At 42.7% G+C, this 26,293-nt stretch carries 24 protein-coding genes; 13 read left to right on the top strand and 11 right to left on the bottom strand.

Annotated features, from left to right (window positions below; genetic code table 11):
* Window positions 1–26: 26 nt before the first annotated feature.
* Window positions 27–2,333: a 5-methyltetrahydropteroyltriglutamate--homocysteine S-methyltransferase gene (metE, locus tag JNUCC41_RS12775; RefSeq protein ID WP_192207894.1), complete on the top strand. Its 2,307-nt coding sequence runs from the start codon at window positions 27–29 to the stop codon at window positions 2,331–2,333.
* Complete coding sequence (locus JNUCC41_RS12770) at window positions 2,333–2,806, top strand: acyl-CoA thioesterase (RefSeq protein ID WP_370662512.1); 474 nt, start codon at window positions 2,333–2,335, stop codon at window positions 2,804–2,806. The genes metE and JNUCC41_RS12770 overlap by 1 nt, the downstream gene beginning before the upstream one ends.
* Window positions 2,807–2,847: 41 nt before the next feature.
* Here the strand turns inward: JNUCC41_RS12770 and JNUCC41_RS12765 are convergent, their stop codons facing one another.
* From JNUCC41_RS12765 to JNUCC41_RS12755, 3 genes are read right to left on the bottom strand one after another with little or no spacing between them, the layout of a single operon-like run.
* Window positions 2,848–3,633, bottom strand: a complete 786-nt coding sequence (locus JNUCC41_RS12765; protein ID WP_192207892.1) for an ABC transporter permease — start codon at window positions 3,631–3,633, stop codon at window positions 2,848–2,850.
* A 4-nt stretch (window positions 3,634–3,637) separates the two neighbouring features.
* A complete protein-coding gene (locus JNUCC41_RS12760; RefSeq protein ID WP_192207891.1) occupies window positions 3,638–4,429 on the bottom strand; it encodes an ABC transporter permease in 792 nt (263 codons plus the stop codon).
* A 48-nt stretch (window positions 4,430–4,477) separates the two neighbouring features.
* The gene (locus JNUCC41_RS12755) at window positions 4,478–5,485 is read right to left on the bottom strand and encodes an ABC transporter ATP-binding protein (RefSeq protein ID WP_192207890.1); all 1,008 of its coding nucleotides are present in this window, start codon (window positions 5,483–5,485) and stop codon (window positions 4,478–4,480) included.
* 151 nt (window positions 5,486–5,636) lie between these two features.
* On the opposite strand from JNUCC41_RS12755, the gene JNUCC41_RS12750 reads away from it, so the two are divergent.
* The 4 genes from JNUCC41_RS12750 to JNUCC41_RS12735 all read left to right on the top strand — a co-directional run bounded on the left by JNUCC41_RS12750 (window position 5,637) and on the right by JNUCC41_RS12735 (window position 13,612).
* On the top strand, window positions 5,637–5,957 hold the full coding sequence (locus JNUCC41_RS12750) for a hypothetical protein (RefSeq protein ID WP_192207889.1): 321 nt from the start codon (window positions 5,637–5,639) through the stop codon (window positions 5,955–5,957).
* Window positions 5,958–6,100: 143 nt separating this feature from the next.
* Window positions 6,101–7,390: a glutamate-1-semialdehyde 2,1-aminomutase gene (locus JNUCC41_RS12745; RefSeq protein ID WP_192207888.1), complete on the top strand. Its 1,290-nt coding sequence runs from the start codon at window positions 6,101–6,103 to the stop codon at window positions 7,388–7,390.
* Window positions 7,391–7,719: 329 nt separating this feature from the next.
* Entirely contained in the window at window positions 7,720–12,192 is a 4,473-nt protein-coding gene (locus JNUCC41_RS12740; protein ID WP_192207887.1) for a glutamate synthase-related protein, read from the top strand.
* A 328-nt stretch (window positions 12,193–12,520) separates the two neighbouring features.
* A complete protein-coding gene (locus JNUCC41_RS12735) occupies window positions 12,521–13,612 on the top strand; it encodes an FUSC family protein (RefSeq protein WP_192207886.1) in 1,092 nt (363 codons plus the stop codon).
* Between the two features lie 58 nt (window positions 13,613–13,670).
* Here JNUCC41_RS12735 and JNUCC41_RS12730 read toward each other — a convergent pair whose 3' ends face one another.
* Window positions 13,671–14,084, bottom strand: coding sequence for a MarR family winged helix-turn-helix transcriptional regulator (locus JNUCC41_RS12730; protein ID WP_192207885.1), 414 nt, complete (start codon window positions 14,082–14,084; stop codon window positions 13,671–13,673).
* Window positions 14,085–14,450: 366 nt separating this feature from the next.
* Between JNUCC41_RS12730 and JNUCC41_RS12725 the strand changes: the two genes are divergently transcribed.
* The 5 genes from JNUCC41_RS12725 to JNUCC41_RS12705 all read left to right on the top strand — a co-directional run bounded on the left by JNUCC41_RS12725 (window position 14,451) and on the right by JNUCC41_RS12705 (window position 18,872).
* Window positions 14,451–15,089, top strand: a complete 639-nt coding sequence (locus JNUCC41_RS12725) for a biotin/lipoyl-containing protein (protein ID WP_192207884.1) — start codon at window positions 14,451–14,453, stop codon at window positions 15,087–15,089.
* A 40-nt stretch (window positions 15,090–15,129) separates the two neighbouring features.
* The gene (locus JNUCC41_RS12720; protein ID WP_192207883.1) at window positions 15,130–16,749 is read left to right on the top strand and encodes a DHA2 family efflux MFS transporter permease subunit; all 1,620 of its coding nucleotides are present in this window, start codon (window positions 15,130–15,132) and stop codon (window positions 16,747–16,749) included.
* Window positions 16,750–16,767: 18 nt separating this feature from the next.
* Window positions 16,768–17,298 carry an NAD(P)H-dependent oxidoreductase gene (locus JNUCC41_RS12715; RefSeq protein ID WP_192207882.1) on the top strand — a complete coding sequence of 177 codons (531 nt, stop codon included), beginning with the start codon at window positions 16,768–16,770 and terminating at the stop codon, window positions 17,296–17,298.
* Between the two features lie 13 nt (window positions 17,299–17,311).
* On the top strand, window positions 17,312–17,659 hold the full coding sequence (locus JNUCC41_RS12710; RefSeq protein ID WP_192207881.1) for a hypothetical protein: 348 nt from the start codon (window positions 17,312–17,314) through the stop codon (window positions 17,657–17,659).
* Between the two features lie 292 nt (window positions 17,660–17,951).
* A complete protein-coding gene (locus JNUCC41_RS12705; protein ID WP_192207880.1) occupies window positions 17,952–18,872 on the top strand; it encodes an EamA family transporter in 921 nt (306 codons plus the stop codon).
* An 87-nt stretch (window positions 18,873–18,959) separates the two neighbouring features.
* On the opposite strand, the gene JNUCC41_RS12700 is transcribed toward JNUCC41_RS12705, so the two are convergent.
* From JNUCC41_RS12700 to fabL, 5 genes are all read right to left on the bottom strand, one after another.
* Complete coding sequence (locus tag JNUCC41_RS12700) at window positions 18,960–20,708, bottom strand: ABC transporter ATP-binding protein (RefSeq protein WP_228467615.1); 1,749 nt, start codon at window positions 20,706–20,708, stop codon at window positions 18,960–18,962.
* A 260-nt stretch (window positions 20,709–20,968) separates the two neighbouring features.
* Window positions 20,969–21,499 (bottom strand): nucleoside tri-diphosphate phosphatase, encoded by a 531-nt coding sequence (gene ntdP / locus JNUCC41_RS12695; protein ID WP_063234823.1) that lies wholly within the window; start codon window positions 21,497–21,499, stop codon window positions 20,969–20,971.
* Window positions 21,500–21,733: 234 nt separating this feature from the next.
* Window positions 21,734–21,988: a YgaB family protein gene (locus JNUCC41_RS12690; RefSeq protein WP_192207878.1), complete on the bottom strand. Its 255-nt coding sequence runs from the start codon at window positions 21,986–21,988 to the stop codon at window positions 21,734–21,736.
* Between the two features lie 158 nt (window positions 21,989–22,146).
* Window positions 22,147–22,422 carry a gamma-type small acid-soluble spore protein gene (locus JNUCC41_RS12685; protein ID WP_192207877.1) on the bottom strand — a complete coding sequence of 92 codons (276 nt, stop codon included), beginning with the start codon at window positions 22,420–22,422 and terminating at the stop codon, window positions 22,147–22,149.
* 81 nt (window positions 22,423–22,503) lie between these two features.
* The gene (gene fabL, locus JNUCC41_RS12680) at window positions 22,504–23,253 is read right to left on the bottom strand and encodes an enoyl-[acyl-carrier-protein] reductase FabL (protein WP_192207876.1); all 750 of its coding nucleotides are present in this window, start codon (window positions 23,251–23,253) and stop codon (window positions 22,504–22,506) included.
* A 68-nt stretch (window positions 23,254–23,321) separates the two neighbouring features.
* Here fabL and JNUCC41_RS12675 point away from each other — a divergent pair, with 68 nt between their 5' ends.
* Window positions 23,322–23,546, top strand: coding sequence for a hypothetical protein (locus tag JNUCC41_RS12675; protein WP_192207875.1), 225 nt, complete (start codon window positions 23,322–23,324; stop codon window positions 23,544–23,546).
* Window positions 23,547–23,627: 81 nt separating this feature from the next.
* On the opposite strand, the gene JNUCC41_RS12670 is transcribed toward JNUCC41_RS12675, so the two are convergent.
* Entirely contained in the window at window positions 23,628–23,897 is a 270-nt protein-coding gene (locus tag JNUCC41_RS12670) for a hypothetical protein (RefSeq protein ID WP_192207874.1), read from the bottom strand.
* Between the two features lie 49 nt (window positions 23,898–23,946).
* Window positions 23,947–25,065 carry an A/G-specific adenine glycosylase gene (mutY, locus tag JNUCC41_RS12665; RefSeq protein ID WP_192207873.1) on the bottom strand — a complete coding sequence of 373 codons (1,119 nt, stop codon included), beginning with the start codon at window positions 25,063–25,065 and terminating at the stop codon, window positions 23,947–23,949.
* A gap of 206 nt (window positions 25,066–25,271) precedes the next feature.
* Here mutY and JNUCC41_RS12660 point away from each other — a divergent pair, with 206 nt between their 5' ends.
* Window positions 25,272–26,249 carry a metal-dependent hydrolase gene (locus JNUCC41_RS12660; protein WP_192207872.1) on the top strand — a complete coding sequence of 326 codons (978 nt, stop codon included), beginning with the start codon at window positions 25,272–25,274 and terminating at the stop codon, window positions 26,247–26,249.
* The last annotated feature ends 44 nt before the right edge of the window (window positions 26,250–26,293 follow it).

The raw sequence follows: 26,293 nt of genomic DNA, 5'->3' as shown, positions 1-26,293 counted from the left end.
ATTGTTCAATAATATGAATTGGGAGGATGGGAATTTTGAAAAGCAGTAGTTTGGGTTACCCTCGAATCGGGGAAGATCGTGAATGGAAACGTACATTGGAAGCTTACTGGTCAGGTAAAATCGATGAAGCCGAATTTACGGCACAACTAAAAGCAATCCGTTTAGGCAACGTACAAAAACAGAAGCGGCGGGGCATTGATATCATTCCTGTCAACGACTTCACTTTCTATGATCAAATGCTCGATATGTCCGTCATGTTCGGTCTTGTTCCTGAACGTTATACAGCCTATGAAGGCGGTAGCGTTCCCCTTTCGGTCTATTATTCAATGGCTCGCGGAAACAATAATGAAGTCGCTTCCGAAATGACGAAATGGTTCAATACGAACTATCACTATATTGTCCCTGAATTAAAACTGCCACAGCTGACTTTAACAGAAAATAAACCACTTGCAGCATATCGGGAAGCCAAGGAAAAGCTAGGGATTGAAACGAAGCCCGTGTTGATCGGACCTTATACCTTCATCTCCCTCTCCAAAGGCTTCAATAAACAAGAGATCCCTGGCATCATCTTGAGCTTGCTTCCCCTATACACGCAAATCCTGCGGGAGTTGGAGCAAGAAGGCGTGAAGTGGGTACAAATGGATGAACCTGCTCTTGTTTCATCCATTTCCAAGGATGATATGCAAACTGTTACTTACCTCTATGAAAAGCTGAATGAAGCAGCACCAAACCTGAACATCATGCTACAAACATACTTTGATGCCGTGGAACACTACCAAGAAGTCATCGAATTAAAAGTCCAAGGAATCGGTCTTGATTTTGTACATGATAAAGGGAGGAATCTAAGTAATCTTGTAGCATCCGGCTTCCCGAAGGACAAAGTGCTTGCTGCAGGTGTGATTGACGGAAAAAACATTTGGCTATCTGATTTATCGAAAAAAATTCAATTGATCGAGACTCTTAAGAAAAAGGTAGCCGAAGACCAAATCTGGCTTCAGCCCTCTTGTTCCCTGCTTCATGTCCCAGTGACCGTTCGTAATGAATCCGCCCTTTCAAAAGAAGTGAAACAGGCCCTTGCTTTCGCTGACGAGAAACTTGAGGAAATCACACTCTTGGTCAAAGGGAATAATCAAGGCTTTGAAGCAATCGCCGAAAAAGTCGATGCCAATAAAATTACGGTTCAAACGTTAGCAAGTTCGAATGCACGGAATCATGGGACTGTACGATCGAAAGTCGAAAAGGTTAAAACCAGGACCGCCGGCCGTCAAATTCCATTTAAAGAGCGTTACCAAAAACAGCAGGAATTTTTCAAATTGCCTTTCCTTCCTTCGACTACGATCGGTAGCTTTCCGCAGACACTTGAAGTTAAACAAGCACGCGGGAAATTCAAAAAAGGAGATTGGACCGCTCAGCAATATGAAACATTCGTTAACGAAGAAATCGGCAAATGGATCGAAATCCAAGAAGAAATCGGTTTGGATGTTCTCGTTCACGGGGAATTCGAACGGACGGATATGGTTGAATACTTCGGCCATAAGTTAGGCGGATTCGTCTTTCTGGAAAAGGGTTGGGTCCAATCCTATGGATCCCGCTGCGTAAAACCACCAGTCATCTATGGCGACATCCATTTCATCGAACCGATGACAGTCAGGGAAAGTGTTTACGCACAATCACTGACGAAGAAGACGGTAAAAGGAATGCTTACAGGTCCTGTTACGATTTTGAATTGGTCATTTGTCCGTGATGATATTTCCAGGGAGAATGTTTGTTATCAGCTGGCGCTCGCTTTGGAAAAGGAAGTCATTGCATTGGAATCTGCTGGAATTAAAATGATTCAGGTTGATGAGCCTGCACTTAGAGAAGGTCTGCCATTGAAAAAAAGCGATCGCGACGAGTATTTGAACTGGGCTGTAAATTCATTCTTGATATCCACATCAAGCGTGGAGGAAACAACCCAAATTCATACGCATATGTGCTATTGCGACTTCAACAGTTTCATGGATGTCATCTCCTCCCTTGATGCCGATGTAATTTCCATCGAAACATCTCGTAGTCATGGGGAGCTTGCTTCCGCATTCGAGGAAAAAACATATGAAAAAGGCATTGGCCTGGGTGTGTATGATATTCACAGCCCGCGTGTTCCGGCAGTGGAAGAAATGGTCGATATGATTGAACGGGGCATCAAGGTATTAAATAAAGACCAGTTTTGGATCAATCCCGACTGCGGCCTGAAAACAAGGGGTATCCCGGAAACCGTCGCTTCCCTGAATAACATGGTCGAAGCAGCAAAAATCGTCCGTGAAAACCTTTTGGCCAAACCAACAGGCCAATGATGGAAAAGAATGTTGCCCATCCAACACAGCAGTCACGGACTTTTTTAACCGACCTTGTTTTTCCACCGGATACAAATCATCACAATACCATCTTTGGCGGAAAAGTAATGGCCTATGTTGATAAAATAGCCTGCATTTCAGCTATGCGCCATTGTCGAAAACCCGTTGTGACTGCTTCAAGCGACTCTTTTGATTTTTTGGCCCCCATCAAGACAGGGGATGCGATCAATCTTGAAGCTTATGTCACCTGTGCTCATCGCACATCAATGGAGGTATTCGTGAAAGTGGAGCGTGAGAACCTATTAACAGGTGAAAAACAGCTTACGGCACGCGCTTTTTTAACGATGCTGGCCATTGATGAAGACGGTAAGCCGACAAAAGTACCTCAGGTCATTCCGGAAACGGAAGAGGAAAAGCAGCAATATGATGAAGCACAAGCAAGATATATTGAAAGAAAGAAAAAAAGGAACTAAACAAAAACCCCTTCAACATGAATGCTGTTGAAGGGGTTTTTTTAGTTCCCTGCCCCGCGGTACCTCTTCACTCCCTGATTCCATATGAAAACGGATATCACGAAAAAGGCAACCCCGATTACAGGTGTGGCAAATGCATATGCATACCACTCTTCTTTTCTTAGGAAATAAGATGCCGGATAGACACCAACAAACGCGAATGGCAGCGCCCACGTAAGGACAAAACGAATGACCTTATTATAAATATCTACAGGATAGCGCCCATAGTTCCCGATATTGTACATCATTGGCATGATGGAGGTTTTCGCATCCGACCAGAAACCAATGCTTGCTATCGCAACGAATATGGCTGCATAAGCAAGGGCCCCGCCTATAGCAAAAATGATGAAAAGGATCGGGTCATACCACGCTAGCTGCAAATCCAATGAAATCCCCGAATAGAATATAATGATCAAACCGGTCACAACACCAAATAACGCTTCAAGCTCGATTCTTTCTAAAATGACTTGAAATAGGCTATGTATCGGCCTTGTTAATATCCGGTCCATTTCACCTTTGACGATATAGCGGTCATTAAAATCCCAGATGTTGAAAAAGGCTGAAAAAAGGGCGAATGGGATAAGGAAAAATCCATAAATGAATATGATTTCTTCTCGGCTCCAGCCGCTTAAAAATTGTGTATGTCCAAAAACGACTAAGATAAATACCAGATTCACGACCTGATTCAGCAGGTCAGATAGGATTTCCATGAAGAAATCGGCTCGATATTGCAGTCTTGTTTTCATATATTGACTCACATATTGAAAAAACATCGATACATAAAACATCCTGTCAACCTCCTTGAATAATCAGCTGTTTTTTTGCGACTATCCATAAAAGCTGAATCGGTATTATGAGAATGATGCACCAAATTAACTGCTGTAAAAGTGCCATGCCAATTTCGCCTGAACTGTACCCGTTCGTAAAAATCATGCTTGGTACATAGCTGATCCCTTGAAAGGGTAAATATTTCATCACTTCCTGCGCCCATATAGGATAGAAACTGATGGGCAGCAGCAGACCGGAAAATAAATCAATGATAACCCTTTTAGCGCGGATTAATCCGGCATTATTATATAAGAAAAAGGTAGTGATTCCCGTCAGTAAGTTAATTTGTGTATTGATGATGAAGCTGAACAGCAAGGAAATGCCGAACATCCCCCACGTAGCCGGCTCGTGCGGCAATTCGATAGGAAAAATGAATGCTACCAGAAGCATCCCCGGAATCGAGAAGAAGAAGAAACGGAATATCCCTTCCCCAAGTCCTTGCATCGTTTTCATACCTAAATAGTTATAAGGCCGGATCATCTCAATGGCAACCTTGCCGTCTTTAATTTCAGTGGCGATTTCGCGGTCAATATTATTGAAATAAAATGCGCGCGCCATCCATGCAACCGCGACATAGGTTGTCATCTGCATGCTTGAAAGTCCTTCAATTGAGCTTTTTTCTCCATATATGGCATTCCATAAGAAATAATAAGCACCGATATTAATGCTATAAATTAAAATGCCGGTATAATAATCCGTTCGATACGCAAGCATCATCAAAAAACGCATGCGGATCATGGCAACATACTTCCCCATGGCCCTCCCCCTTCTTGATAGACACGTTGTTTCTTAATGATAAGAGAGTCAGACAGTGCCTTCTTCGTAAATATTGCGAACGATCTCTTCAATGGACGTTTCATGGATTTTGATGTCTTTAATTTTAAAATGAGATACGACAGCTGAAACAAGCTGTGAAATATGATCACTTTCTTCTTTCAACAAGGCAATGTAAGTTTGATTTTTCTCATCATAAACCCAGTTAGCGGTAAATGGGAGTGCTAATGATTGTAATTCCTCCAATGCGATTGGCTCGATGAATTGAAAATGGATCTGTTTTTCCTCCGCCCAGTTATTTTTCAAACTCTGCAATTCCCCATCATAGATGATTTGTCCTTCATCAAGCATGATTACACGCTCACATAAAGCTTCAATATCTCCTAGATCATGTGTAGTCAAAAGGATAGTCGTATTATATTTCTCATTGATTTCTTTCAGGAACTCACGAATCTTCATTTTCACGAGTACATCAAGTCCAATTGTCGGCTCATCCAGGAACAGTAAAGGCGGATTGTGGATCAAAGCTGCCGCAAGCTCACAGCGCATCCGCTGACCAAGCGAGAGTTTACGCACTGGTTTGTCCAGCAAAGGACCGATATCAAGCGTCTTGATGACATGTTCCATATGACCGTTATATTGTTCATCTGTTACCTTATAGACCTTTTTTAACAGCCTAAACGACTCTTGAACCGCAATATCCCACCAAAGCTGTGAGCGCTGACCGAATACGACTCCGATTGTCTGAGTGAACTTTTCCCTTTCTTTATGTGGGTTCATGCCATTGACCGTGATTTCACCTGCTGTCGGTTCCAAAATACCTGTCAGCATTTTGATCGTGGTCGATTTCCCTGCACCATTTTCCCCGATATACGCTACCATCTCACCCTTTTTTACAGTAAAATTGATATCATTGACGGCAGGGACGATTTTATAATTTCTGGTAAGTAAATCCCGGAAGGCACCCTTTAGCCCTGAACGGCTTGATGCCGACTTAAATTCCTTCCGAAGCTGTTTCACTTGAATTGCATCACTCATCCTGTTACATCCTCCGTAATCTCTTGTCCTAATGAATTAGTTTATCCAACCTACCCTTTTTAGACAATAAAAATGCTTGGCTGCCATTTACCATTTTCAGGGAGGGAATAGCCGTTGTACCAGTTACATATATAAAGGAGACGAGTATGCTATGAATATCAAAAAATTATTACTATCCCAAATTGAAAAAGTCGTTTTCGACCTTCGATATGACTTCCTTTATGAAGATGAGTACGGTGAATTATTATGCCAGGTCATCCAAAGGGATTCCAGCGGGTCGATTGAAAGCACCCCCATCAGCTTCCATCTTTGCATTAATGAAGAGAAAGGGACCGGCCAACTAATCTATTACCAAGCCCAGGGCGAAATGAACCGCCAATCATTCGACATCGAAAACCCTGACACCATCTTGGCCATTCTTACTTTCATAACCGGGGTTTTGGGATCCAACCCCCTTTCGCAAACAAAATGAAGGCCCTGAATCCTGATGTTCTAGGGTTGCAGCGCTTCCATGAGGGGACGCATCACATTTCCTAGCCTTCGACCCCAGATTTACGGACGGAAAAGTGCTATGATTAAGAGGAAATATGTTTATATTCTTAGGAGGTTTTAAGATTGGATTTTAGTAATTCGGAGCTTTTACATAAAGAGGCATTGGAACATATCGTTGGCGGGGTTAACAGCCCATCCCGTTCTTACAAAGCTGTAGGAGGCGGTTCACCGGTTGCGATGGATCATGCCCAGGGTGCTTATTTCTGGGATGTTGACGGCAATAAATATATCGATTATTTAGCTGCATATGGCCCGATCATCACAGGTCATGCGCATCCACATATTACGGAGGCTATCGTTAAAGCTGCAGAAACAGGCGTTTTATACGGCACACCGACAAAACATGAGGTCAAATTTGCCAAAATGTTGAAAGAAGCCATACCATCCATGGATAAAGTCCGCTTCACCAATTCAGGAACTGAGTCCGTCATGTCCACCATCCGCGTTGCCCGCGCTTACACAGGACGGGATAAGATCATCAAGTTTGCAGGCTGTTACCACGGACACTCCGACCTTGTTCTCGTCGCTGCAGGTTCCGGCCCGTCCACTTTAGGTACACCGGACTCTGCCGGCGTTCCAAAAAGCATCGCACAAGAAGTCATCACGGTACCTTTCAATGATATCAAGTCATTTAAAGAAGCACTGGATAAATGGGGCAATGAAATTGCTGGCGTTCTGGTTGAACCGATTGTCGGCAACTTCGGAATCGTGGAACCAAGCCCAGGCTTCTTGGAAGAAGTCATTTCATTATCTCACGAAGCCGGATCACTCGTCATTTTTGACGAGGTCATCACAGCATTCCGCTTCATGTATGGAGGGGCACAGGACTACTTGGGAATTCAACCCGATTTGACCGCGCTCGGAAAAATCATCGGGGGCGGGCTTCCTATTGGAGCCTATGGCGGTAAAAAAGAGATCATGGATTCTGTCGCCCCGCTGGGACCAGCCTATCAAGCGGGTACAATGGCAGGAAATCCAGCTTCCATGCTTTCCGGGATCGCTTGCTTAGAAGTACTTAAAGAAGACGGGCTGTATGACGAGCTTGACCGGCTGGGGAAAATCCTTGAAGGAGGCATCCTGAAAGCGGCTCGCCAATATAATGTACCGATCACCATCAACCGCCTTAAAGGAGCGCTGACGATCTATTTCACGACAGAAAAAATTGAAAACTATGAGCAGGCGGAAAATACGGATGGTGAAATGTTCGCTAAGTTCTTCAAGCTCATGCTCAACCAGGGAATCAATTTGGCACCGTCAAAATACGAAGCCTGGTTCTTGACAATTGCTCACACGGATGACGATATCGCTTATACTCTAAAAGCGGTTGAACATGCATTCAAAAACCTAATATAATAAATCGAATCAGCATAATTATTCATTTTTTATACACCCCCAGGTTGTACATCAATCTTGGGGGTTTCTTATTCCCCTGTAATAAATCTTTAATATTGGCATTTCAGGCCACTTTCCACCTAAATCCCATCAATCACAGCATCCATCCCACTGTATAAAAAATTGATTTCTGAATATTTAAATGATATGATATGGATACATTTATACACTTTCTTTCAATCTAACAAAACTTGGACTATTGTTCGGGTTTACTAATATTTCCCCCACTAAACACATGCTACAGGAGGTGAAAGGCAGAGAATAAGGGTAACCTTATTCCTGCCACATTTATGGCCCAACAATGGACACCTGCTACATTCAAGGAATTTCACAAAGAAGAACATGATGCCTGCGGTATCGTTTCCTGCATCGAAAAAAAGAAAATCCCTACAAACGAAAACATCTTTGCCTGTATCGACGCCCTGGTTAAAATGAACCATCGCTGCGGCTTCATCAATGGTGAGGGCGATGGCGCCGGCATCCATATCGATATTCCCCGGGCTCTTTGGAAAAAGAAGCTTGAAGCGGTAAATGTCGATTCAAGCATCGTCGATCAAGATTCCTTCATAGTCGCCCACTTATTTTTAAGCAAAAAAACAGAAGCTAACGACTTAAAAATCGAAGTCAAGGAGAAACTGCTCCAGCATGGTCTCTCATTGATATTCGAAACGGATAAAGCCTACCGTTCCGAGGCATTGGGACCGATTGCCATTCAAGAAGACCCAGTGTTCTGGCAATTTGCCTGTACCTCCACCATCAATAATGACCAGGAGCTTTCAAATGTTCTTTTTGAGCTGACTTCCGACATCGAAAAAAGTGATTTCATCCATGTTGCATCTTTAAGCCAGCATCATGCGGTATACAAAGTGATGGGTGCGGGGGATACGCTCCCTGCCTATTATCTTGATCTTGCTGACCCTTTGGCTGCCTCCACCATGACACTGGGACATAATCGTTTTTCAACTAATACCCTCTCAAGCTTCTTCCGGGTCCAGCCTTTCAGTGTACTTGGTCATAATGGCGAAATCAATACCATCGCCAAATTGCGTGATGAAGCGAAAATGATCGGAGTTCCCATCGCTAAAGATGGAAGCGACTCACAGGATTTAAACAAGACGATCGAGACTTTCATCTGCCGTCATGGCTACTCTTTATTTGAAGCTGTCGATCTTATGTTCCCGCCAATCATCAACGAAATCAAGGAGTATCCAGAGCATTTACAAGACTTATATACGTATTTAAGGGAAGCATGGGGTCATTTTGCACAAGGTCCGGCAGGCATCATCTCCCGTTTCGGCGATGAAGCCGTGTTCTCTGTCGACTCTTTAGGCTTGCGCCCACTATGGAATATTGAAACGGAATCATCCTATATGTTCACTTCCGAACCGGGAATCATCCCTTCCAGTGAATATGCCGGAGATCCAAAACCGATGGGTCCTGGGGAAAAAATCGGTTTGAAATGGAACGGCGACCGTATTGAATTGTACACATACAAGGATTACCAGGATAAAGTATTTGAACTCTTCAATGATCGTTTCGTCCTTTCCAATGACCGAGTCCGCTTACAGTCCCAAGTTTTTGAAAAGGTTACCTCCATGACAAACACGCAAGCCATTCATAATGGTCAATATAAAGCCTTTGGGTGGGAAAGGGAGCATGTACAATTAGTGGAACAGATGGCCGAAAAAGGCGCTGAGCCCATTCGTTCACTTGGTCACGATGCGCCACTGGCAGCACTTAATCCCCAAAGGACCAACATTGCTGATTTCATCAAGGAAAGTGTAGCCGTTGTAACTAACCCAGCGATCGACCGTGACCGGGAAACCGAGCACTTCTCAACAAGAACCATCATCGGAAAACGTCCTGCCCTATTCGAAGCGAATAAGGAAGGAAATGTCACTGAGCTGCTGACTCCCTTATTGATTGAAGGGTCAACGGGTTATGAGTGCTCGTCAATCTTATCGCAGCCAAGCTATGATCAGTTCATTAAATATAACCAAGATCAAAAACTCGTGCACTTCATTTCAAGCACGTTCAAAGAGGATGAAAACATCAAAGATGCCTTGACCAGGATAACGGATGAAAGTGTCAATGCAGTGGATGAAGGAAAAACGCTGCTTGTTCTGGATGATGCCCTTGCCCATCAAAACGGCAACCTTTGGCTTGATCCCCACCTTGTCACTTCAGCCGTCGACCAAGCATTGGTCCGCACAGGCAAGCGCCGTGATTGTTCCATCCTTTTACGTTCAGCATCGCTAAGGTCACTGCATGATATCATCGTTTCTTATGGTCTAGGGGCCAACTTAATAAGCCCCTATTATATGTTCCTTTCCTTATCTTCAGATGACATCAAGGGGGTTACCAATCTATATAACTCCTTGACGAAAGGGCTTGAGAAAGTCATCTCCACCATTGGCATTCATGAGCTGCGCGGCTATGGAAGACTTTTCTCAAGCATCGGTTTACATGAGGAAATCGCGAAATATTTAAATGTGGCTAACTTCTTCGGATCGAATGATCTGGACTATAATTTTGATAAAATCAAGGCAGATGCCATTCAGCGGGCGGAAGATTACGCCAATGAAAAAGAACGGATGGGCAAGACCTTCCATCTGTTCCCTAGGATTTGGAAGTCTATCGGGGAGGTTGCTTCAACCGGGGACTATGATGCTTATCGCGAGAAGATCACCGAACAGGAAGAATCCAATCCTACGACGATCCGCCACTTGACATCATTAAAAACTTCAGATGCTTCCATCCCTTCTGAAGAAGTCAGTCTTTCGGTCGGCGAACAGGAATTGCCGTTCGTCATAGCATCCATGTCCTTTGGATCACAAAATGAGATTGCCTTCCGTGCCTATGCGGAAGCTGCCGAGAGGTTAGGCATGATCAGCATGAATGGTGAAGGCGGGGAAATAAAGGATATGCTTGGCAAGTACCCGAAATCCCGCGGCCAGCAAATCGCTTCCGGCCGTTTCGGTGTCAATGCAGAACTCTTGAACTCTTCAAATCTATTGGAAATTAAAATTGGGCAAGGGGCAAAACCTGGTGAAGGCGGTCACCTTCCCGGTTCCAAGGTCACAGCGAAAATCGCAGAAGCCCGAAATGCAACAATCGGTTCCGATTTGATCTCCCCTTCCAATAACCATGATATATACTCAATTGAAGATTTGGCCCAAATGATCCATGAGCTAAAAACGGCAAATGACAAAGCGAAAGTTGCTGTCAAAGTACCAGTCGTTCCAAACATCGGTACGATTGCTGTCGGCGTCGCAAAAGCGGGGGCCGATATCATTACGCTGTCCGGTTTTGATGGAGGAACGGGTGCTGCCAGGATCCATGCACTCGCACATGTCGGTCTACCAGTTGAAATTGGTGTGAAAGCGGCCCATAATGCACTGCTTGAGTCAGGTATCCGACAGAATGTTGAAATTTGGGCTGACGGTGGGTTAAAAAGCTCGATGGATGTATTAAAGGTAATGCTGCTTGGTGCAAACCGTGTAGGTTTTGGGACCCTTTCGATGATTGCCGTCGGCTGTACAACGTGCCGCGGATGTCACCTTGATACTTGCCATGTGGGAATTGCCACCCAAATTGAATCGGAAGCGCAGGCGAAAGAACATGGGCTGCGCCGTTTTGTTCCACGAAAATTCGATTTAGCCGTTCAAGGATTAACGAATATGTTCAGTGCATTTGCAAAAGAACTCAAATCTTTGACCGGATCACTTGGGGTGAAGAATCTTCAGGAAATCGTCGGACGTTCCGATTTGCTCCAGCAAGTTAAAGGTCAACAATCATTGGATTTAACCTATTTATTAAAAAACCTGGATATTACACCGTTCTCCCATAAAGAAACGGCGGCATATTTGAATGAAGGCTCCATGCAGGTAGCCGTTGGCGCTGAATATCTTGATTCGCATGTAGATGATCTGCAGCAATCCCGTAGCTATAACTCGATCACTTCCGAGCAGCGTGTACTCGGCAGCAGGGTGTCCTGTCACCGCGTTAGGGGCAGATTGGATGGATCATACAAAAAACTTCCTCCCGTTCACCTATCCTACCAGGATGGTTCCATCCCGGGCAACGGACTTGGGGCATACAATACGGAGGGAATTTCAATCAGCGTGAATGGCGGTGCCCAGGATGGCATTGGCAAAACATCGATTGGCGGTAATATTGCCATCTTTAAATCTCCAGGAAAAGATGGGAAGTTCTACAATGGCTCCGTCGGTAAGGGATTTGGTTACGGTGCACAGCATGGTCTCCTCATTGCCCAAGGCGATGCCGATGCCAGGGCGGGAATCCGGCTTTCCGGAGCGGATATGATCATTGGGGGATTATTAAAACAACCGCTTCCTGAAAAGGAAAACGGTAATATTGCGGTAACTTCCAATATTAAGGGATTCGCTTTTGAATACATGACAAATGGAAGAGGTTTAGTTCTGGGTGATCCCGGTCCATGGATTTGCGCAGGGATGACAGGCGGTGTCGTTTATTTACGGCAACAGGCCGAATCCGGATTAACCAAAGAGGTCATTAAGAAACGGGTTGCGAAAGGGGCAAAGATTTCCATTGAGCCCCTTTCCGAAAAAGGCCTGCAGGATGTTGCCGAACTTCTGGGCAAATACACGGCCCTCTTGAAGGATCATGGTCAACCCGAAGAAGCGGCCTCTTTAGAGACACTGCTTCAAAATCCTGGGGAGCACTTCCTTCAGGTCGTTCCAGTTAAAGAACAGGCGGATCCTGCCGTATCCACGGAGTGATGCCAAAAGTATATAAAAAAAGGCTGGTGCTCTTCAATTCGAGCATCAGCCTTTTCCAGTCATATACCTCTGGGATAGTCTTTAAACGATGGAAAACACAGTTGAAAGGCTCAAGAAATTGCCTATCGTATCTTTATATATTAAACTTGATTTTAGCTATTGTAACCCTTAGGAAAATCCTGTATATTACTTTTTGTTTACATCTTCTTATTTTAGTGTAAAGTACTAACAAATAAGTTAGAATACAACTTTAGGCAAAAGCCTATATATAAATAGAGTCTATTCATACCACGTTCCATTACAACACAAAGAAAGGATTAACCCATATATGAAGTTTGGTGCCCGCATTCTCAAAACAGGAATAGCAATTGTTTTAGCGCTTTATCTATCGGAACTGCTTAATCTTCCTGCTCCTGTCCTTTCTGGGATTGCTGCAATTTTTGCAATACAGCCGACCATTTACCGTTCATATCAAACGGTGTTGGAGCAAATTCAAGGAAATATCATCGGAGCATTGGTTTCTGTCTCCTTCGTTTTGTTGTTCGGAAATGATATTTTTATAATCGGTCTTGCCGTAATGGTTGTCATAACCATCAATTTAAAACTGAAAATGGATAAAACGATCGTCCTTTCCATCGTTACGGTCATTGCCATCATGGAAAGCCAGGACGGGGAATTCCTGAATTTTGCCTTTATTCGTCTCTCATCCGTTTTGCTTGGTATCATTTCTTCGTTCATCGTGAATCTGGTTTTCATTCCTCCAAAGTACGAAGCAAAGCTTTATGCACGCATCACGGATGTAACGGAAGACATCTTGAAATGGATCAGAATCAGCACAAGGCATGCTACAGAACACACTTTATTGAAAAAAGACATCAGCCGATTGAAGGCGGAGTTACTCGATCTGGAACATATCTATTCCATGTACAAAGAGGAACGGGAATATTTCAAGAAGAACAGTGTAGCTAAAGCAAGAAAGCTTGTCGTTTATCGGCAGATGATCATAACGACAAAAAAAGCGTTTGAAACTTTGAAGAGAGTCCATAAATTCGAGAATGAAGTATATCAAATGCCTGAAGATTTCCAACGGAGCATCTTACAGCAGCTTGATTCCTTGATCCGCAAGCATGAACAGTTGATATTACTGCATATCGAAAAAATCAAGTCCATCGACGAAATTGAAGATTGGGACCAGGATTGCCTAAGTCGTAAAGAGCTGCTCGCCCACTTTTTCGAACAGCAAAATCAAGTGGACGAAATGCATGATAATCTGGGCCATCTCTCTGCCCGCCTTGTACCATTGATTTCTGCAGTCATAGAATATGACGAACAATTGGAACATCTTGAAAAGCTGATCGTCAGCTTCCAGTCCTTCCATAAGGAAGATAACGAATTATCTGTCCAGTATGTAGAAGATTAAAAAAAGACGGTTCCCGGGAACCGTCTTTTTTCGTCTCTATTTCGAGCAGGCCCCTCATTCAATTATCCAAAAGGTTCTTATCAGCAGCCTTTTCAATCGTATCCAATTTATGCAAAAGATCCTGCAGCTCATCTTCTGAGAATGAGTTGAAGTTCTTGCCCATCAATTGGTTATGATCCGCAAGGACTCTCCCCAAAATAGCTTCCCCTGCCTCTTTCAATTCAAGATTGATGACCCTGCGATCCTTTTCAGAGGGCTGCCGTTTCACATAATCCATTTCGACCAGCTTATCTACAAATACGGTAATCGCACTTGGCTTTACTGTTAAGAAGTCAGCCAGCTTGGTCGATTTGATCGACCCCTCTTTTTTCAAAATCAATAATATGAAAAACTGAGGCGACGTTAATCCATAAGGCTGAAGATTTTTTGCTACGATGGCCCTAAGCTTCTTCCTAATCCGAAATATCTGCATTTCTATACTATTAGTTACTTCCCATTTGAATTCCAGCCTTCTCACTCCTTATATAGGACAATCCTACCTCTTAAATTTAATTAAATGCCATTCCATTGTCAAATTTACTTTCCATATATCCTAAAAATCTAAAAAAATTCAAATTTTCACTATTTAACTGTATTTATTTCCCAATATTTTTCAGAATATTTCACATGACAAAAAATAATTAAACTGGTAAACTCTTTACTTATAATATTAATACTTACAAAAATTAATATTTATTAAAATTAATAAATACAATTAAGAATAGGAGGCGATATCATTTCTGGCTAATGAACGTTAATCAAAGGGAATACATCATCAATATTTTTGGAGGCGAAACAAGTGAATAGAGGACGTTTAGTTTTAATCAATGTCATTGGTTTGGTTATTATAGTAGCGGTATTAGCCGGTGGGGCTTATTACTATTATGAAAGCACGAATTTCATTAAAACGGATGAAGCGAAAGTGTCGGGAGAGCTATATACCATCGTTGCCCCCGCTGCCGGTAAATTAGCAGATTGGGACTTACACGAAGGAGACAGTGTAAATAAGAATGACCAAGTTGCCAATGTAACCACCTTAGATGGAAAAGAAGCAGTAAAAACCGCAGCACAAGGTACAATCGTTAAAACACAAGTGCATGATGAGCAGCTTGTTCAAGCGGGTCAAACGCTAGCTCAGACCATCAATATGGATGACCTGTCCATAACGGCTAATATTGAGGAAAATAAATTGAAGGATATCGAAAAAGGTGACAGCGTCGATATTATCATCGATGGAGATCCCGATACTGTTTTCGAAGGTACATTGGAACAGATCGGTTATGCCACAACGTCTGTCTTTTCAGTGATGGGCAATCAAAACAGCAGCGGGAACTATACGAAAGTCACTCAAAAAGTACCAGTTAAAATCTCCATTAAAGCACCATCCGATAAAGTTCTGCCTGGAATGAACGCAGAAGTGAAAATTTCAACTAAATAAACCGGCTACACAGTTATACAGAAAGGAGGCTTTTCAATAAATGGCTTCTCAAACCATCTCAGTAAATGAAAACAAGGGAATGAAACAGTTTGCCCCCATGTTAATTATCTTAATGCTAGGTTTGTTCATGGTCATTTTGAATCAAACTCTGCTTAGTGTCGCCATGCCGAGGATGATGGCAGAATTCAATGTAGCTGCGACTACGATTCAATGGCTATCAACTGGATTCATGCTCGTGAACGGAGCCTTGATCCCACTTTCCGCTTTCTTAATAGAACGGTTTGGCACGCGCGTTTTATTCCTTGCTGCCATGTTTCTATTCACTGTCGGGACATTCATCTGCGGGATTGCACCTAATTTCCCCGTCATCCTTACAGGCCGGCTGATCCAGGCGGCTGGCGGCGGGATTCTCCAGCCATTGGTCATGACGATTATCCTTTTCATCTTCCCTCCGGAAATGCGCGGAAAAGGAATGGGGATATTCGGACTTGCCATTATGTTTGCCCCTGCCATCGGCCCGACTTTATCAGGTTGGGTCATTCAGGAATATAGCTGGCGGGTGATGTTCTACGCAATGGTGCCATTAGGCATTATCGTAATAATACTTGCCCTTTTAAGCATGCATAATGTAGCAGAACCAAAGAAAATCAAATTGGATTTATTGGGCGCCTCTTTATCCTTGCTAGGTGTTGCATCATTACTATACGGTGTCAGTGAAGCAGGTTCCAAAGGCTGGACGGATTCACTCGTTCTGGGAACGATCATCATCGGGCTGACCCTATTGACCTTATTTGTGGTTCAACAGCTAAAATCGGAAACACCTATGCTCGACTTCCGTGTATTCAAGTATGACATGTTCGTATTATCGAATATCATTTCCGCCATCGTCACAGTGGCCATGTTTACCGGGATATTCTTATTGCCAATATATTTGCAGACCTTAAGAGGCTTCACACCAGTTCAATCCGGTCTATTGATGTTACCCGGAGCACTTGTGATGATGGTGATGTCGCCCATTTCAGGAGCATTATTTGACAAAATCGGTCCTCGTCCATTAGCACTTTTTGGGTTAGCGATCACTGCAGTCACAACCTTCGAATTTGCTAATTTGACTACGGAAACTTCCTATTCGACTTTGGTCATCATCTATGCCATCCGTGCACTAGGAATGTCTTTACTGATGATGCCGATCATGACAGCTGGGATGAACCAGCTTCCTAAGCATTTGAATACCCATGGTACGGCAATGAGCAATACGCTGAAACAAGTTACCGGAGCCATTGGTACGAGCTTCGTTACGACCATTTATACTACCCGTGCTTCATTCCATGGAACTTCTTTAGGAACGGAAATGAGTACGAGTGATCCCGGTTTTGTTCAGAATTACCAAACAATCGTCCAATCCATCATGAGTTCGATGAATCAAACTAGTGAACAGGCACAGGAAACTGCCATGTCGCTGATTTCTTCCCAAATCCAGGGTCAAGCAAATGTAATGGGAATCAATGATGCATTTTTTTGGGCAACAGGCTTCGCAATTGCCGGTATCGTTCTCTCACTGTTTTTGCGTGACGTTCGGAAGGACAAAGCAATGAAAAAAGCTAAACAGGAACATTTGGATGTACCTTTGCTTCCTTCACCAGTAAAAAAATCGGTTTAACTAAATGGGGGAATAAAAATGAAGATCTATGTTGTTTACGACAGTGAAGGCAACCATACGAAAGCACTTGCCGAATCAATAGCTCAAGGAGCCGCTTCGGTTCCTGGGGCTGAGGTTCTCATTGACCATGTTAACGAGGCGGATGTTTATAAGCTTCAGGAAATGGATGCAATCATTTGGGGCTGTCCCGGTCATTTCGGCACCATCAGTTCGAGTTTGAAAACATGGATTGATAAACTTGGTTATCTATGGGCGGAGGGTGCGCTGATCAATAAAGTGGGGGCAGTATTCTGTACGACGGCCACCGTACACGGCGGACTCGAGGCTACCATGCTGAACTTAATCACCCCAATGCTTCATCAAGGCATGATCATTGTGGGCTTACCCGGCACTGTTCCGGAAAACGCCTTATACGGTTCCTACTATGGAGTAGGGATAAGCTGTCCGCCCGGTGTGGATGACAACATCACCAAAAATGACTTGCAGCTTGGAGAAGCATTAGGAAAACGGGTAGCCCATGTCACACGTTCATTCATAAACGAGCTCTAGGAGGCTTGATTCAATGGGCATAATTCTAATTATCATCGTTGCCATAATAGCGGTTACGGGCTTGATCACATTCAATATCAAAGCCTTATCACCTGATGATAAGCCGCCGGGTGTCGAGGAAGAGAACTCGTTGGAAGAGTCCTCTATCTCTTCGGCAGATGATTCCGTTACCGAAATCATCTCCCCAACAGACAATGATGAATTGAAAATGAAAGATCAGGATTATCGTTTGGCTCTTTCCAAGCTTCACAATCAAAAGCCAAATGATGAGCCAACTGCAGAAAAAAAACCTAATCTTCGCAAAATGAAAGACGCGGAATATCGTGGTACTTTGGAAGACTTCCAGGAAAATCGTGACTGAAACACATCGCCCCATTCGGCTATTCGCCTCTTTTTGGGTTTTCAATTACTATGCATGAAAGGAACATTTCCGACCTCCGCCGCCGCCTTTAGCTTAAAGATCGACTGCTGGTTTAACTTATTTTTCTGGTTGACAACTATTCACAAAGACTTTAAGCTAAGGTAATGCAACACAAACAATTTTTTAAACTCAACTTTTGTTGAGAGACGGAATTTTAAAAGGATTTCCTTTTTTCGTTCGTCACTTGCCTTTTTGGCAGGTGGCGATTTTTATTTTTACAGGGGGGAAAAACATGCAACTTTTGAAGTATTCCATAATGGTCTTAATCGGTTCGATCTCATATGGTACATTATCCACGATGATCAAATTTGGATTCATGGATGGCCATTCTTCCGGAGAACTGGTCGGCAGTCAATACCTCGTCGGTTGGCTGATTGTCTCTGTGTTATTTCTTTTTTCGTTTAAATATAAAGTTTCATGGAAGAGTGCCGGATTACTATTAATCACGGGCATGATGTCCACTTTCGTCGGAAAGGCATATGCCGTTTCCGTATCCGAGCTTCCCGCTTCGATTGCCGTTGTCTTTTTATTTCAATTTACCTGGATAGGCGTCCTTATAGAAAGTTTCTTAAATAAAAGACGCCCGGATAAAAATAAACTCATTGCTATTTTCGTTCTCTTCATCGGTACATTATTGGCGGGGGCGATTTTTGGTCAGCCACTATCCGGTCTAAGCCTGAAAGGCGTATTGTTCGGATTATTGTCTGCGTTGCTCTTTGCACTGTATATGTACTGCAACTCTCAATTCGCAGTTGGGGAATCTTCAATGAAACGGTTGTTTTTCATTGCAACAGGTGCCATGCTGACTGCTGTATTCACGACTAACCCCGTCACACTTGTGACGAATCTTGTCCAAACGAACCTATGGTACTACGGTCTGCTCCTCGGCACATTGGGTGTTTTAGTTCCTTTCTTTTTCTTTGCAGTCAGTTTGCCGAAAGTGGGTGTCGGGCTTGGAACGATTCTTTGTGCAGCAGAGCTTCCTTCAGCGATGGTCGTTTCCGTCATCTTCTTGAATGAACAGGTTACGTCACTGCAATGGTTCGGGATGTGCTTGATCATTGTCGGCATCGCCTTGCCTGAGGGAATAAAGCATCTGCCGCGATTTCTTCCTGACAGAAAAAAAACGCTGCATGAAAAAAGGATTTCATAACATTATCCACCGGTTCGGATAAGAATAAGAAAGACCATTCCCGTTAGCGGAATGGTCTTCTTTTATATATTGTTTTTCCTTTTCTCCTTAAGCATCCAATTGTTGCACTTGAAATAGGTTGTAATAATGCCCTTGCTTTTTCATGAGTTCTTCGTGTGTTCCCATTTCCGTAATTTCCCCATTATCGATATGAACGATCCGGTCGGCATGGGTGATGGTCGATAACCGGTGTGCCACGATGATGGTGGTCCGGTTTTTCGCCAAAATATCCAGCGCCTCCTGGATATAGTGTTCACTTTCCAAATCCAATGCCGATGTGGCTTCGTCGAGAACAAGGATTGGCGGGTTTTTCAAAAATACCCTCGCAATGGCCACCCGTTGTTTTTGGCCTCCGGATAATTTAACTCCCCGCTCCCCGACTTTCGTTTCATATCCTTCTTTTAGACCCATGATGAAGTCATGAGCATTCGCCGCCTTTGCCGCTTCAAATACTTCTTCATCGCTTGCATCAGGCCGGCCCATAAGGATATTGGCCTTAACCGATTCACTAAATAAGATATTATCCTGTAGAACCATTCCTATTTTATCTCTTAGGCTGCGGACTTGATATTTACGGATATCCGTCCCATCCAATAATACCCTTCCCTCCGTCACATCATAGAAACGGGAAATCAAACTGACGATCGAGGATTTCCCGCCTCCGCTCATCCCGACAAGTGCAATGGTTTCCCCTGGTTTAACATCCAAATTGATATGTTTTAAAACGGGTGCCTCTTTCTCGTCATAAGCAAACGATACATCCTGAAAGGTTATACCGCCATCCACATGCTTCAACTCTTTCGCCCCTGGTTCGTCATCGATATCATACTTCTCATCCACAAACTCAAAAACCCTGTCCATGGACGCCAATGTCTGGGTCATTGTCGTAGAAGAGTTAACTAAACGTCTGAGGGGATTATATAGCCGGTCTATGAAACCGACGAAAGCAACCATGGTACCCAGTGACAATTGGTCATGAATGACCTGATAACCGGCAAATCCTATCACGAGCAGGGGGGCAATATCCGTGATCGTATTCACGACAGCAAATGACTTAGCATTCCAGCTCGTATGCTTTAGGGCCTTATCAAGGAAATTCTTGTTCTGCTTCGCAAACAATTCCTGTTCCCTGTCCTCTATCGCAAAGCTTTTGATGACCGACATCCCTGAAACCCGTTCATGTAGGTGACTCTGTACATCCGCCAACGCTTGGGACCGAATCCTTGTATAGGTTCTCAGCTTGCCGAAGAAATGCTTGATCGAAAATGCGTAAAATGGAAGCATGATGATGGATACAATGGTTAGCTTCACGTCCATCGTAAACATGATGACTATCACTATGATGATCGTTGCGATATCGAGCCAAAGATTCATCAGACCCGTGATGACAAAGTTCTTCGTTTGTTCCACATCCGTGATCATCCTTGAAATGACCTCGCCCACTCTTGTGTTGGAATAATATTTAAAACTCAGTTTCTGTATATGAGTAAATAAATCATTACGAATATCATATAAGATTTTCGTTCCGGTCCATTGAGCGAAATATTGACGGTAATACTCAATCGGCGGTCTGACTGCAACGAAAATGAATATCATGATGGCCATTGCCCATAAAAGGCGTTCGGACTTCACGGCTTTGGACAGGTCACCATTTCCGATGATGTCATCCACAATATACTTACTGAGCAATGGAAGCAAAAGCGGAATCGCGAACTTTAGCAATCCAATCAGTACCGTCCCGATTATCTGCCATTTATATGGTTTGACGAATTGCAAATATCTCTTAATACTCCCCACGGATTTCCTCCTTTTCTGAATCATTAAATCCAAATGATAAAAAAAGTCCATAACAGTCAATTTGGAATCTTATATCTTAAATACACCATTCAATTATATTTTCCTTTTCGATGATTAACTATCAAAAGGATTTCATTCACTAACTTTCATAACCATATATAGGAGGTTTAATGGTTCCTGCATTCTTGAAAGATTGAATCAGATGTGTAGGCACGATACATAATGAAAAAGCCTGCCAATTATGCAGCAGGCCTTTTCTATCATCGATAGGTTAAAAAGCGTTCATACCAACTATCAATAAATTCTGCGGAGAATGGTCCTTTTCGCTGGCGTATCATATAAATCAAATAGTCTACGTTCTGTTTCAATATTGAATCGATGGCATCCGGGTAATTCATTTCTTTCCGATGCCTTTCATATTCATCCTCATCCAGCAAATTAAACGTCATATCTGGGAATACTTTAATGTCCAGGTCATAGTCAATGTATTTCAATGCTCCCGATTCGTATGTGAACGGCGAACTGATATTGCAATAGTAATAAACCCCGTCCTCTCTCAACATACCAATAACATTAAACCAATACTTTGAATGAAAATAGCAAATCGCCGGCTCTCTCGTAATCCAGGTCCTTCCATCTGATTCCGTTACCATAGTACGGTCATTCGCTGCTATCACCAGATTTTGGGTCCCTTTTAAAACGGTCGTCTCTTCCCAGATACGATGGATATGCCCATTATGTTTATAGCTATGGATTTGGATTTTTCCTCCTTCGGCAGGAACAATCCCCATTTATCTCTCCCTACTTTCTATAGACACCCTGACAGCGTACTGTGCCCTATTCCGTTTGCAGTTGTTGTGTGTATTTAAAAATATATACTTTTTTCCATTTACCCTATATTCCTATATTATAGCGATTTATTCATAAATTTAAAACAAAAGTGGCTAATCTCCCAGTGAAAATGTGTAAATAAGTCGAAAAAGTCTGACCATCCACCCATTTTAACTAAGAAATTAGCCGGTTATTCATCGTATGGCAGCCTGTCCTTGCTGAAAATATCGGATGACTTCTTCCGTTTGCTTCTCGAACATATCATGGATACTTTTCAATTCCTGCTTTTTGAGTTGAATCTCTTCCTGAATGGTGTCTGCTTCACTCTCCTCTTCCAGGGCAAGGAGTTGCTTCTCTATATCTTGGCATCTTTCGATTTCGGATTGTAAAAGTAAAAGCTTATCCATCGTTTTCAACTGGTTGTTTATAAGCCGGTTAAATTCCTCCATGAATGCACCTTCCTAATCTGTATTTTTTCTATAATATGTATATTCTATTTTTATCCGTTTTTTCCTTTGACATAATATGTAAACACGAAGAAACATTTGTCGAATCCAATGAAAGTCAAAAAAAGCACCCTTCAAAAGAAGGATGCTTTTATCGGCGATTAGCCTTGGCTTTTATTGCTTTGAGATTTTTGATTTTGTTGTTTCACTTCTTGAACGTTAGTTTCAGAAGCAAACTCTGTACCGAATTGGCCTTGTGCTTGACCTTGGCCCTTTTTTTGCTGAGATTGCGCGTTTTGTTGTTTCACTTCTTGAACGTTAGTTTCAGAAGCAAATTCTGTGCCGAATTGGCCTTGACCTTGTTGAGATTGAGCGTTTTGTTGTCTCACTTGTTGAACATCAGTACCTGCTTGTGATTTATTCATGTTTTTAGCCATTGATATCACCTCCACGATAATAAGATAACCATTATCCAGGAGTGTTATCCCACTAAAAACATTTAAATTTTTCCAGTTACATTAAACAAGCAATGAAATGCCTCCATCAACTATTACGGTTTGTCCACGAATCATACTGGCTCCGTCGGAAATTAAAAATAGGATGGTATTCACCATATCTTCCACCTCGACCATCCGTCCGGCCGGAGTCTGTTCTGCCGCCTCGGCAAGCATTTCATCCCGATTCGGGAAAGACTTCAGGGCATCTGTATCGATCACACCGCCTGAAACGGCATTGACACAAATATTTTTTTCAGCCAATTCGACCGCTAAATATCTTGTCAGGGCTTCAAGCGCAGCTTTGGAAACTCCAACAGCTGTATAATTTTTCAAATAGCGAATGGATCCAAGTGAACTGATGCTGACGATTTTCCCCCCGCCGTTCCTCTCCATTAATTTTGCCGCTTCCTGTGCACAGAAAAGAAGGGCCTTTGAATTGATGTCCATGGTCCAGTTCCAATGGGATTCCTCCAGCTCCATCAATGGACGCTGCACTCCTGAGGCCGCATTATTGATGAATATATCCAAACGTCCATAATAAGCATCGATTTCCTCAAACATGCTTTTCACTTTCGCAACGTCACCGACATTTGCCTTAACTACAAGGGCTTTACGCCCCAACGCTTCAATTTCGGCTGCCACTTCTAATGCTTTTGACTTGCTCCGGGCATAATTAATAACGAGGTCGTAACCTTCCTCCGCAAGTTTTATTGCCGTGCTTCTGCCTAAACCTTTACTGCTACCTGTAACGAGTGCCACTTTTTGTTCCATTCGTTTATTCATCCTTTCTGAGTAAACACCGAGTAATAAAAATCATTTTTTTAAGGAGTGTTACTGTTATGTATGTTGGACGTGATATGACAGAGTTGTCGATGATGAAAAAATCGGATTGGGAAAATAGTGAACTTGCCTATTTTCATCACTCCCTTCAACAAATGGTACCTTATTTAAACCAAGAAGGACAGAGTATCCATAGCGAAATCATCAAAGAAATTGAAAATAGAGGCGGACTTAACAGGCAGGAAGCCGATTATACTCATGGAACGAAAACCATTTACGATTGATTTTATACGGATATGACTTTGAAAATCAACAAAAGGAAGAGGATATCTTAGCCGATATCCTCTTTCATGCTACCCATTTCACTAGCGCCTTTTTTTAATCACATTTTTATTATAAGACGTTATAGCCATTGCGCAAATCAGGGCTGTCCCCAAAAATGTTAACGAATATAAAGAAGGTGAAAGGACATTACCGAATACCGTTTCATTCTGGAGTGCCCCTACTTGTTCCCATGCATTTTCAATATCCGGTTTATATCTGCTCGTTTTTATGGTCCCGACCATTATCATACTCCCAAAATATAAAGCATGAATGATGATTGAACCCATGAATGCTTGAATGACTATCCTCATTCCCCCGCCCCCTAACACCCTTATTTTACCATACACTTAAAAAAATCCTTTATTCAACATGTTCTTTCTCTTTATACGCCTTCATCATTTTTTGGTGGGAAACCGGAAATGCCAACTCCTCCATCTCTGCTTCACTCACCCACTTAAGTTGCTGTTCTCTTAGTGTCTCTTCACTGATGGCCTCTTTGACCGCTCCGATATATGTGTCCACTTTCCAAACGAGATGTGAGAAAACATGTTCAATTCTCACAAGTGATTCAGTGATTTCAGGTTTGACGCCATACATTTCCTGAAACCGACTCACGAAGAATTCCCGCTTATGCAAAAAGGATGAATTGTTTTCGAAGTTCGGATATTCCCAAAGATTTGCAAGCAACCCTTCTGATGCTCGCTTATGAATTAAATATTCACCTTTTTCATTCGTTAGAACAGCAGCTACAATTGGTACATCCCGTGTTTTTTTCTTTTGGATTTTCACCGGCAATTCCGACTGAACCCCGGATTCAAATGCTAGACAATGACTTTGAACAGGACATAATAGGCAGGCAGGCTTACCTGGTGTGCAGATTAATGCACCAAGCTCCATCAAGGCTTGATTGAAGGCAGAGGTATGTTCATGATCGATCAGCTTTCTGACGGCAGCTTCGAATGTTTTTCTTGTCTTTGGCTTTGCTATGTCTTCATATATCATCAATATCCTTGATAAAACACGCATGACGTTTCCATCAACGGCTGGCTCAGGCTTGCCGTATGCGATACTAAGAATCGCACCAGCTGTATAAGGACCGACACCTTTCAATTTTGAAATTTCCGCGGGATCATCCGGTACGATTCCATTATAGGAAGCCTTCACTTCCTGAACGGCACTATGCAGATTCCTTACACGTGAGTAATATCCCAGCCCTTCCCATGCTTTTAGGATTTTCTCTTCATCGGCATTGGCAAAATCCTCGAGTGTTGGGAACCATTCCACAAATCGGTTGAAATAAGGAATCACCGTATCCACTCTCGTTTGCTGCAACATTATTTCAGAAACCCAAACACGGTATGGATCTTTATTTTTCCTCCATGGCAATTCTCGTTGTTCTTCGAGAAACCAGGAAACCAAATCTTTTTGAAATTCTTCGATTGTTATTTTTTCTATTGTGGGGATCGTTATTTCTTTCACATCAGTTCCTCCAAAGATGTTAAACTCTTATCAAAAATGGGAATACCTATAATAGGTCATTCTTTTTTTAATAGCATGTTCATATCCATTTATTTATAACGGGCACGGAAATAAGTAAAAATTTTATTCATTTGATGGTTAATATATAAATACGGTATGATGAAAGAAGATCATTTTTTTCAAATTGTGGCAGGGAGGTTAGTTTTTTGGATACAGGTACTCACTTTGTCATGGGAATTGCTCTTGGAGGTCTTGCCACATTAGATCCTGTCATTGCGCAGAGCCCAGTCACCGCAAGTGCAGTCATAGCAGGTACGATATTGGGATCACAAGCTCCAGACATTGACACCGTTTTAAAATTAAGGAATAACGCTGTATATATTCGAAATCACCGTGGAATCACGCATTCCATTCCCGCTGTATTACTTTGGCCCTTGATAATCAGTGGAGCACTTTTCGCCTTCATACCTGAAGCAAATTACCTTCATCTTTGGCTTTGGACCTTTTTAGCCGTATTCCTTCATGTATTCGTGGATATATTCAATGCTTATGGGACCCAGGCTCTTAGGCCAATTTCATCAAAATGGGTAGCTTTAGGAGTCATCAATACATTTGATCCGTTCATTTTTGGAATACATGTTGCCGGCTTGATATTATGGGGCTTTGGATTTCCTCCAGGCTATTTATTTCTTTCCATTTACGGAATACTCGTCATTTACTACATTTCCAGATTCAGGGAACAAGCTTTTATAAAGAAAGTGGTCAAACGGCAAATTCCTGGAGCAAGGAAAATTCTTTTATCACCGACCATGCGTTTTCACCGCTGGAAAATTGCGGTTATTACTGAAAAGAATTATTATGTGGCACGAGCCGATAATGGATATGTGACGATTCTTGATACGTTCGATCGAGTGCCCTTACCTGAAAGTGAAATTCTCGAAGCCGCCAAGAAGGATATCAACTTGGCAGCCTTTCTGTCCTTTTCTCCGGTTTACCGATTTGAAATTGAACAGATAAAAGAATATTATGAAGTCCGTTTCATCGATTTAAGATACAGAAGCAATGGATATTACCCGTTTGTGGCGGTGGTCCATTTAGACAGCGAATTGAATATCTTGAATTCTTATACCGGCTGGATTTTCAGCGAAGCGAAACTGCAGAAGAAATTGAATATTATTTTGTAGTCGCTGTATATTGAAAAATAGCTGATTCCAGGCCCCCCCTGGAA

Origin of the sequence: Brevibacillus sp. JNUCC-41, from assembly GCF_014844095.1 — a bacterium.
Classification (GTDB): domain Bacteria; phylum Bacillota; class Bacilli; order Bacillales; family DSM-1321; genus Peribacillus; species Peribacillus aracenensis.
The sequence above is the reverse complement of the archived record's forward strand: the minus strand, read 5'-3'. Positions and strand labels throughout refer to the sequence as shown.

Bases quoted from the DNA above. Each gene is read 5' to 3' on its own strand.
- metE (WP_192207894.1), top strand. From the start codon at position 27: ATGGGAATTTTGAAAAGCAGTAGTTTGGGTTACCCTCGAATCGGGGAA.
- JNUCC41_RS12770 (WP_370662512.1), top strand. From the start codon at position 2,333: ATGGAAAAGAATGTTGCCCATCCAACACAGCAGTCACGGACTTTTTTA.
- JNUCC41_RS12765 (WP_192207892.1), bottom strand. From the start codon at position 3,633: ATGTTTTATGTATCGATGTTTTTTCAATATGTGAGTCAATATATGAAA.
- JNUCC41_RS12760 (WP_192207891.1), bottom strand. From the start codon at position 4,429: ATGGGGAAGTATGTTGCCATGATCCGCATGCGTTTTTTGATGATGCTT.
- JNUCC41_RS12755 (WP_192207890.1), bottom strand. From the start codon at position 5,485: ATGAGTGATGCAATTCAAGTGAAACAGCTTCGGAAGGAATTTAAGTCG.
- JNUCC41_RS12750 (WP_192207889.1), top strand. From the start codon at position 5,637: ATGAATATCAAAAAATTATTACTATCCCAAATTGAAAAAGTCGTTTTC.
- JNUCC41_RS12740 (WP_192207887.1), top strand. From the start codon at position 7,720: ATGGCCCAACAATGGACACCTGCTACATTCAAGGAATTTCACAAAGAA.
- JNUCC41_RS12735 (WP_192207886.1), top strand. From the start codon at position 12,521: ATGAAGTTTGGTGCCCGCATTCTCAAAACAGGAATAGCAATTGTTTTA.
- JNUCC41_RS12730 (WP_192207885.1), bottom strand. From the start codon at position 14,084: ATGCAGATATTTCGGATTAGGAAGAAGCTTAGGGCCATCGTAGCAAAA.
- JNUCC41_RS12720 (WP_192207883.1), top strand. From the start codon at position 15,130: ATGGCTTCTCAAACCATCTCAGTAAATGAAAACAAGGGAATGAAACAG.
- JNUCC41_RS12715 (WP_192207882.1), top strand. From the start codon at position 16,768: ATGAAGATCTATGTTGTTTACGACAGTGAAGGCAACCATACGAAAGCA.
- JNUCC41_RS12710 (WP_192207881.1), top strand. From the start codon at position 17,312: ATGGGCATAATTCTAATTATCATCGTTGCCATAATAGCGGTTACGGGC.
- JNUCC41_RS12705 (WP_192207880.1), top strand. From the start codon at position 17,952: ATGCAACTTTTGAAGTATTCCATAATGGTCTTAATCGGTTCGATCTCA.
- ntdP (WP_063234823.1), bottom strand. From the start codon at position 21,499: ATGGGGATTGTTCCTGCCGAAGGAGGAAAAATCCAAATCCATAGCTAT.
- JNUCC41_RS12690 (WP_192207878.1), bottom strand. From the start codon at position 21,988: ATGGAGGAATTTAACCGGCTTATAAACAACCAGTTGAAAACGATGGAT.
- JNUCC41_RS12685 (WP_192207877.1), bottom strand. From the start codon at position 22,422: ATGGCTAAAAACATGAATAAATCACAAGCAGGTACTGATGTTCAACAA.
- fabL (WP_192207876.1), bottom strand. From the start codon at position 23,253: ATGGAACAAAAAGTGGCACTCGTTACAGGTAGCAGTAAAGGTTTAGGC.
- JNUCC41_RS12675 (WP_192207875.1), top strand. From the start codon at position 23,322: ATGTATGTTGGACGTGATATGACAGAGTTGTCGATGATGAAAAAATCG.
- JNUCC41_RS12670 (WP_192207874.1), bottom strand. From the start codon at position 23,897: ATGAGGATAGTCATTCAAGCATTCATGGGTTCAATCATCATTCATGCT.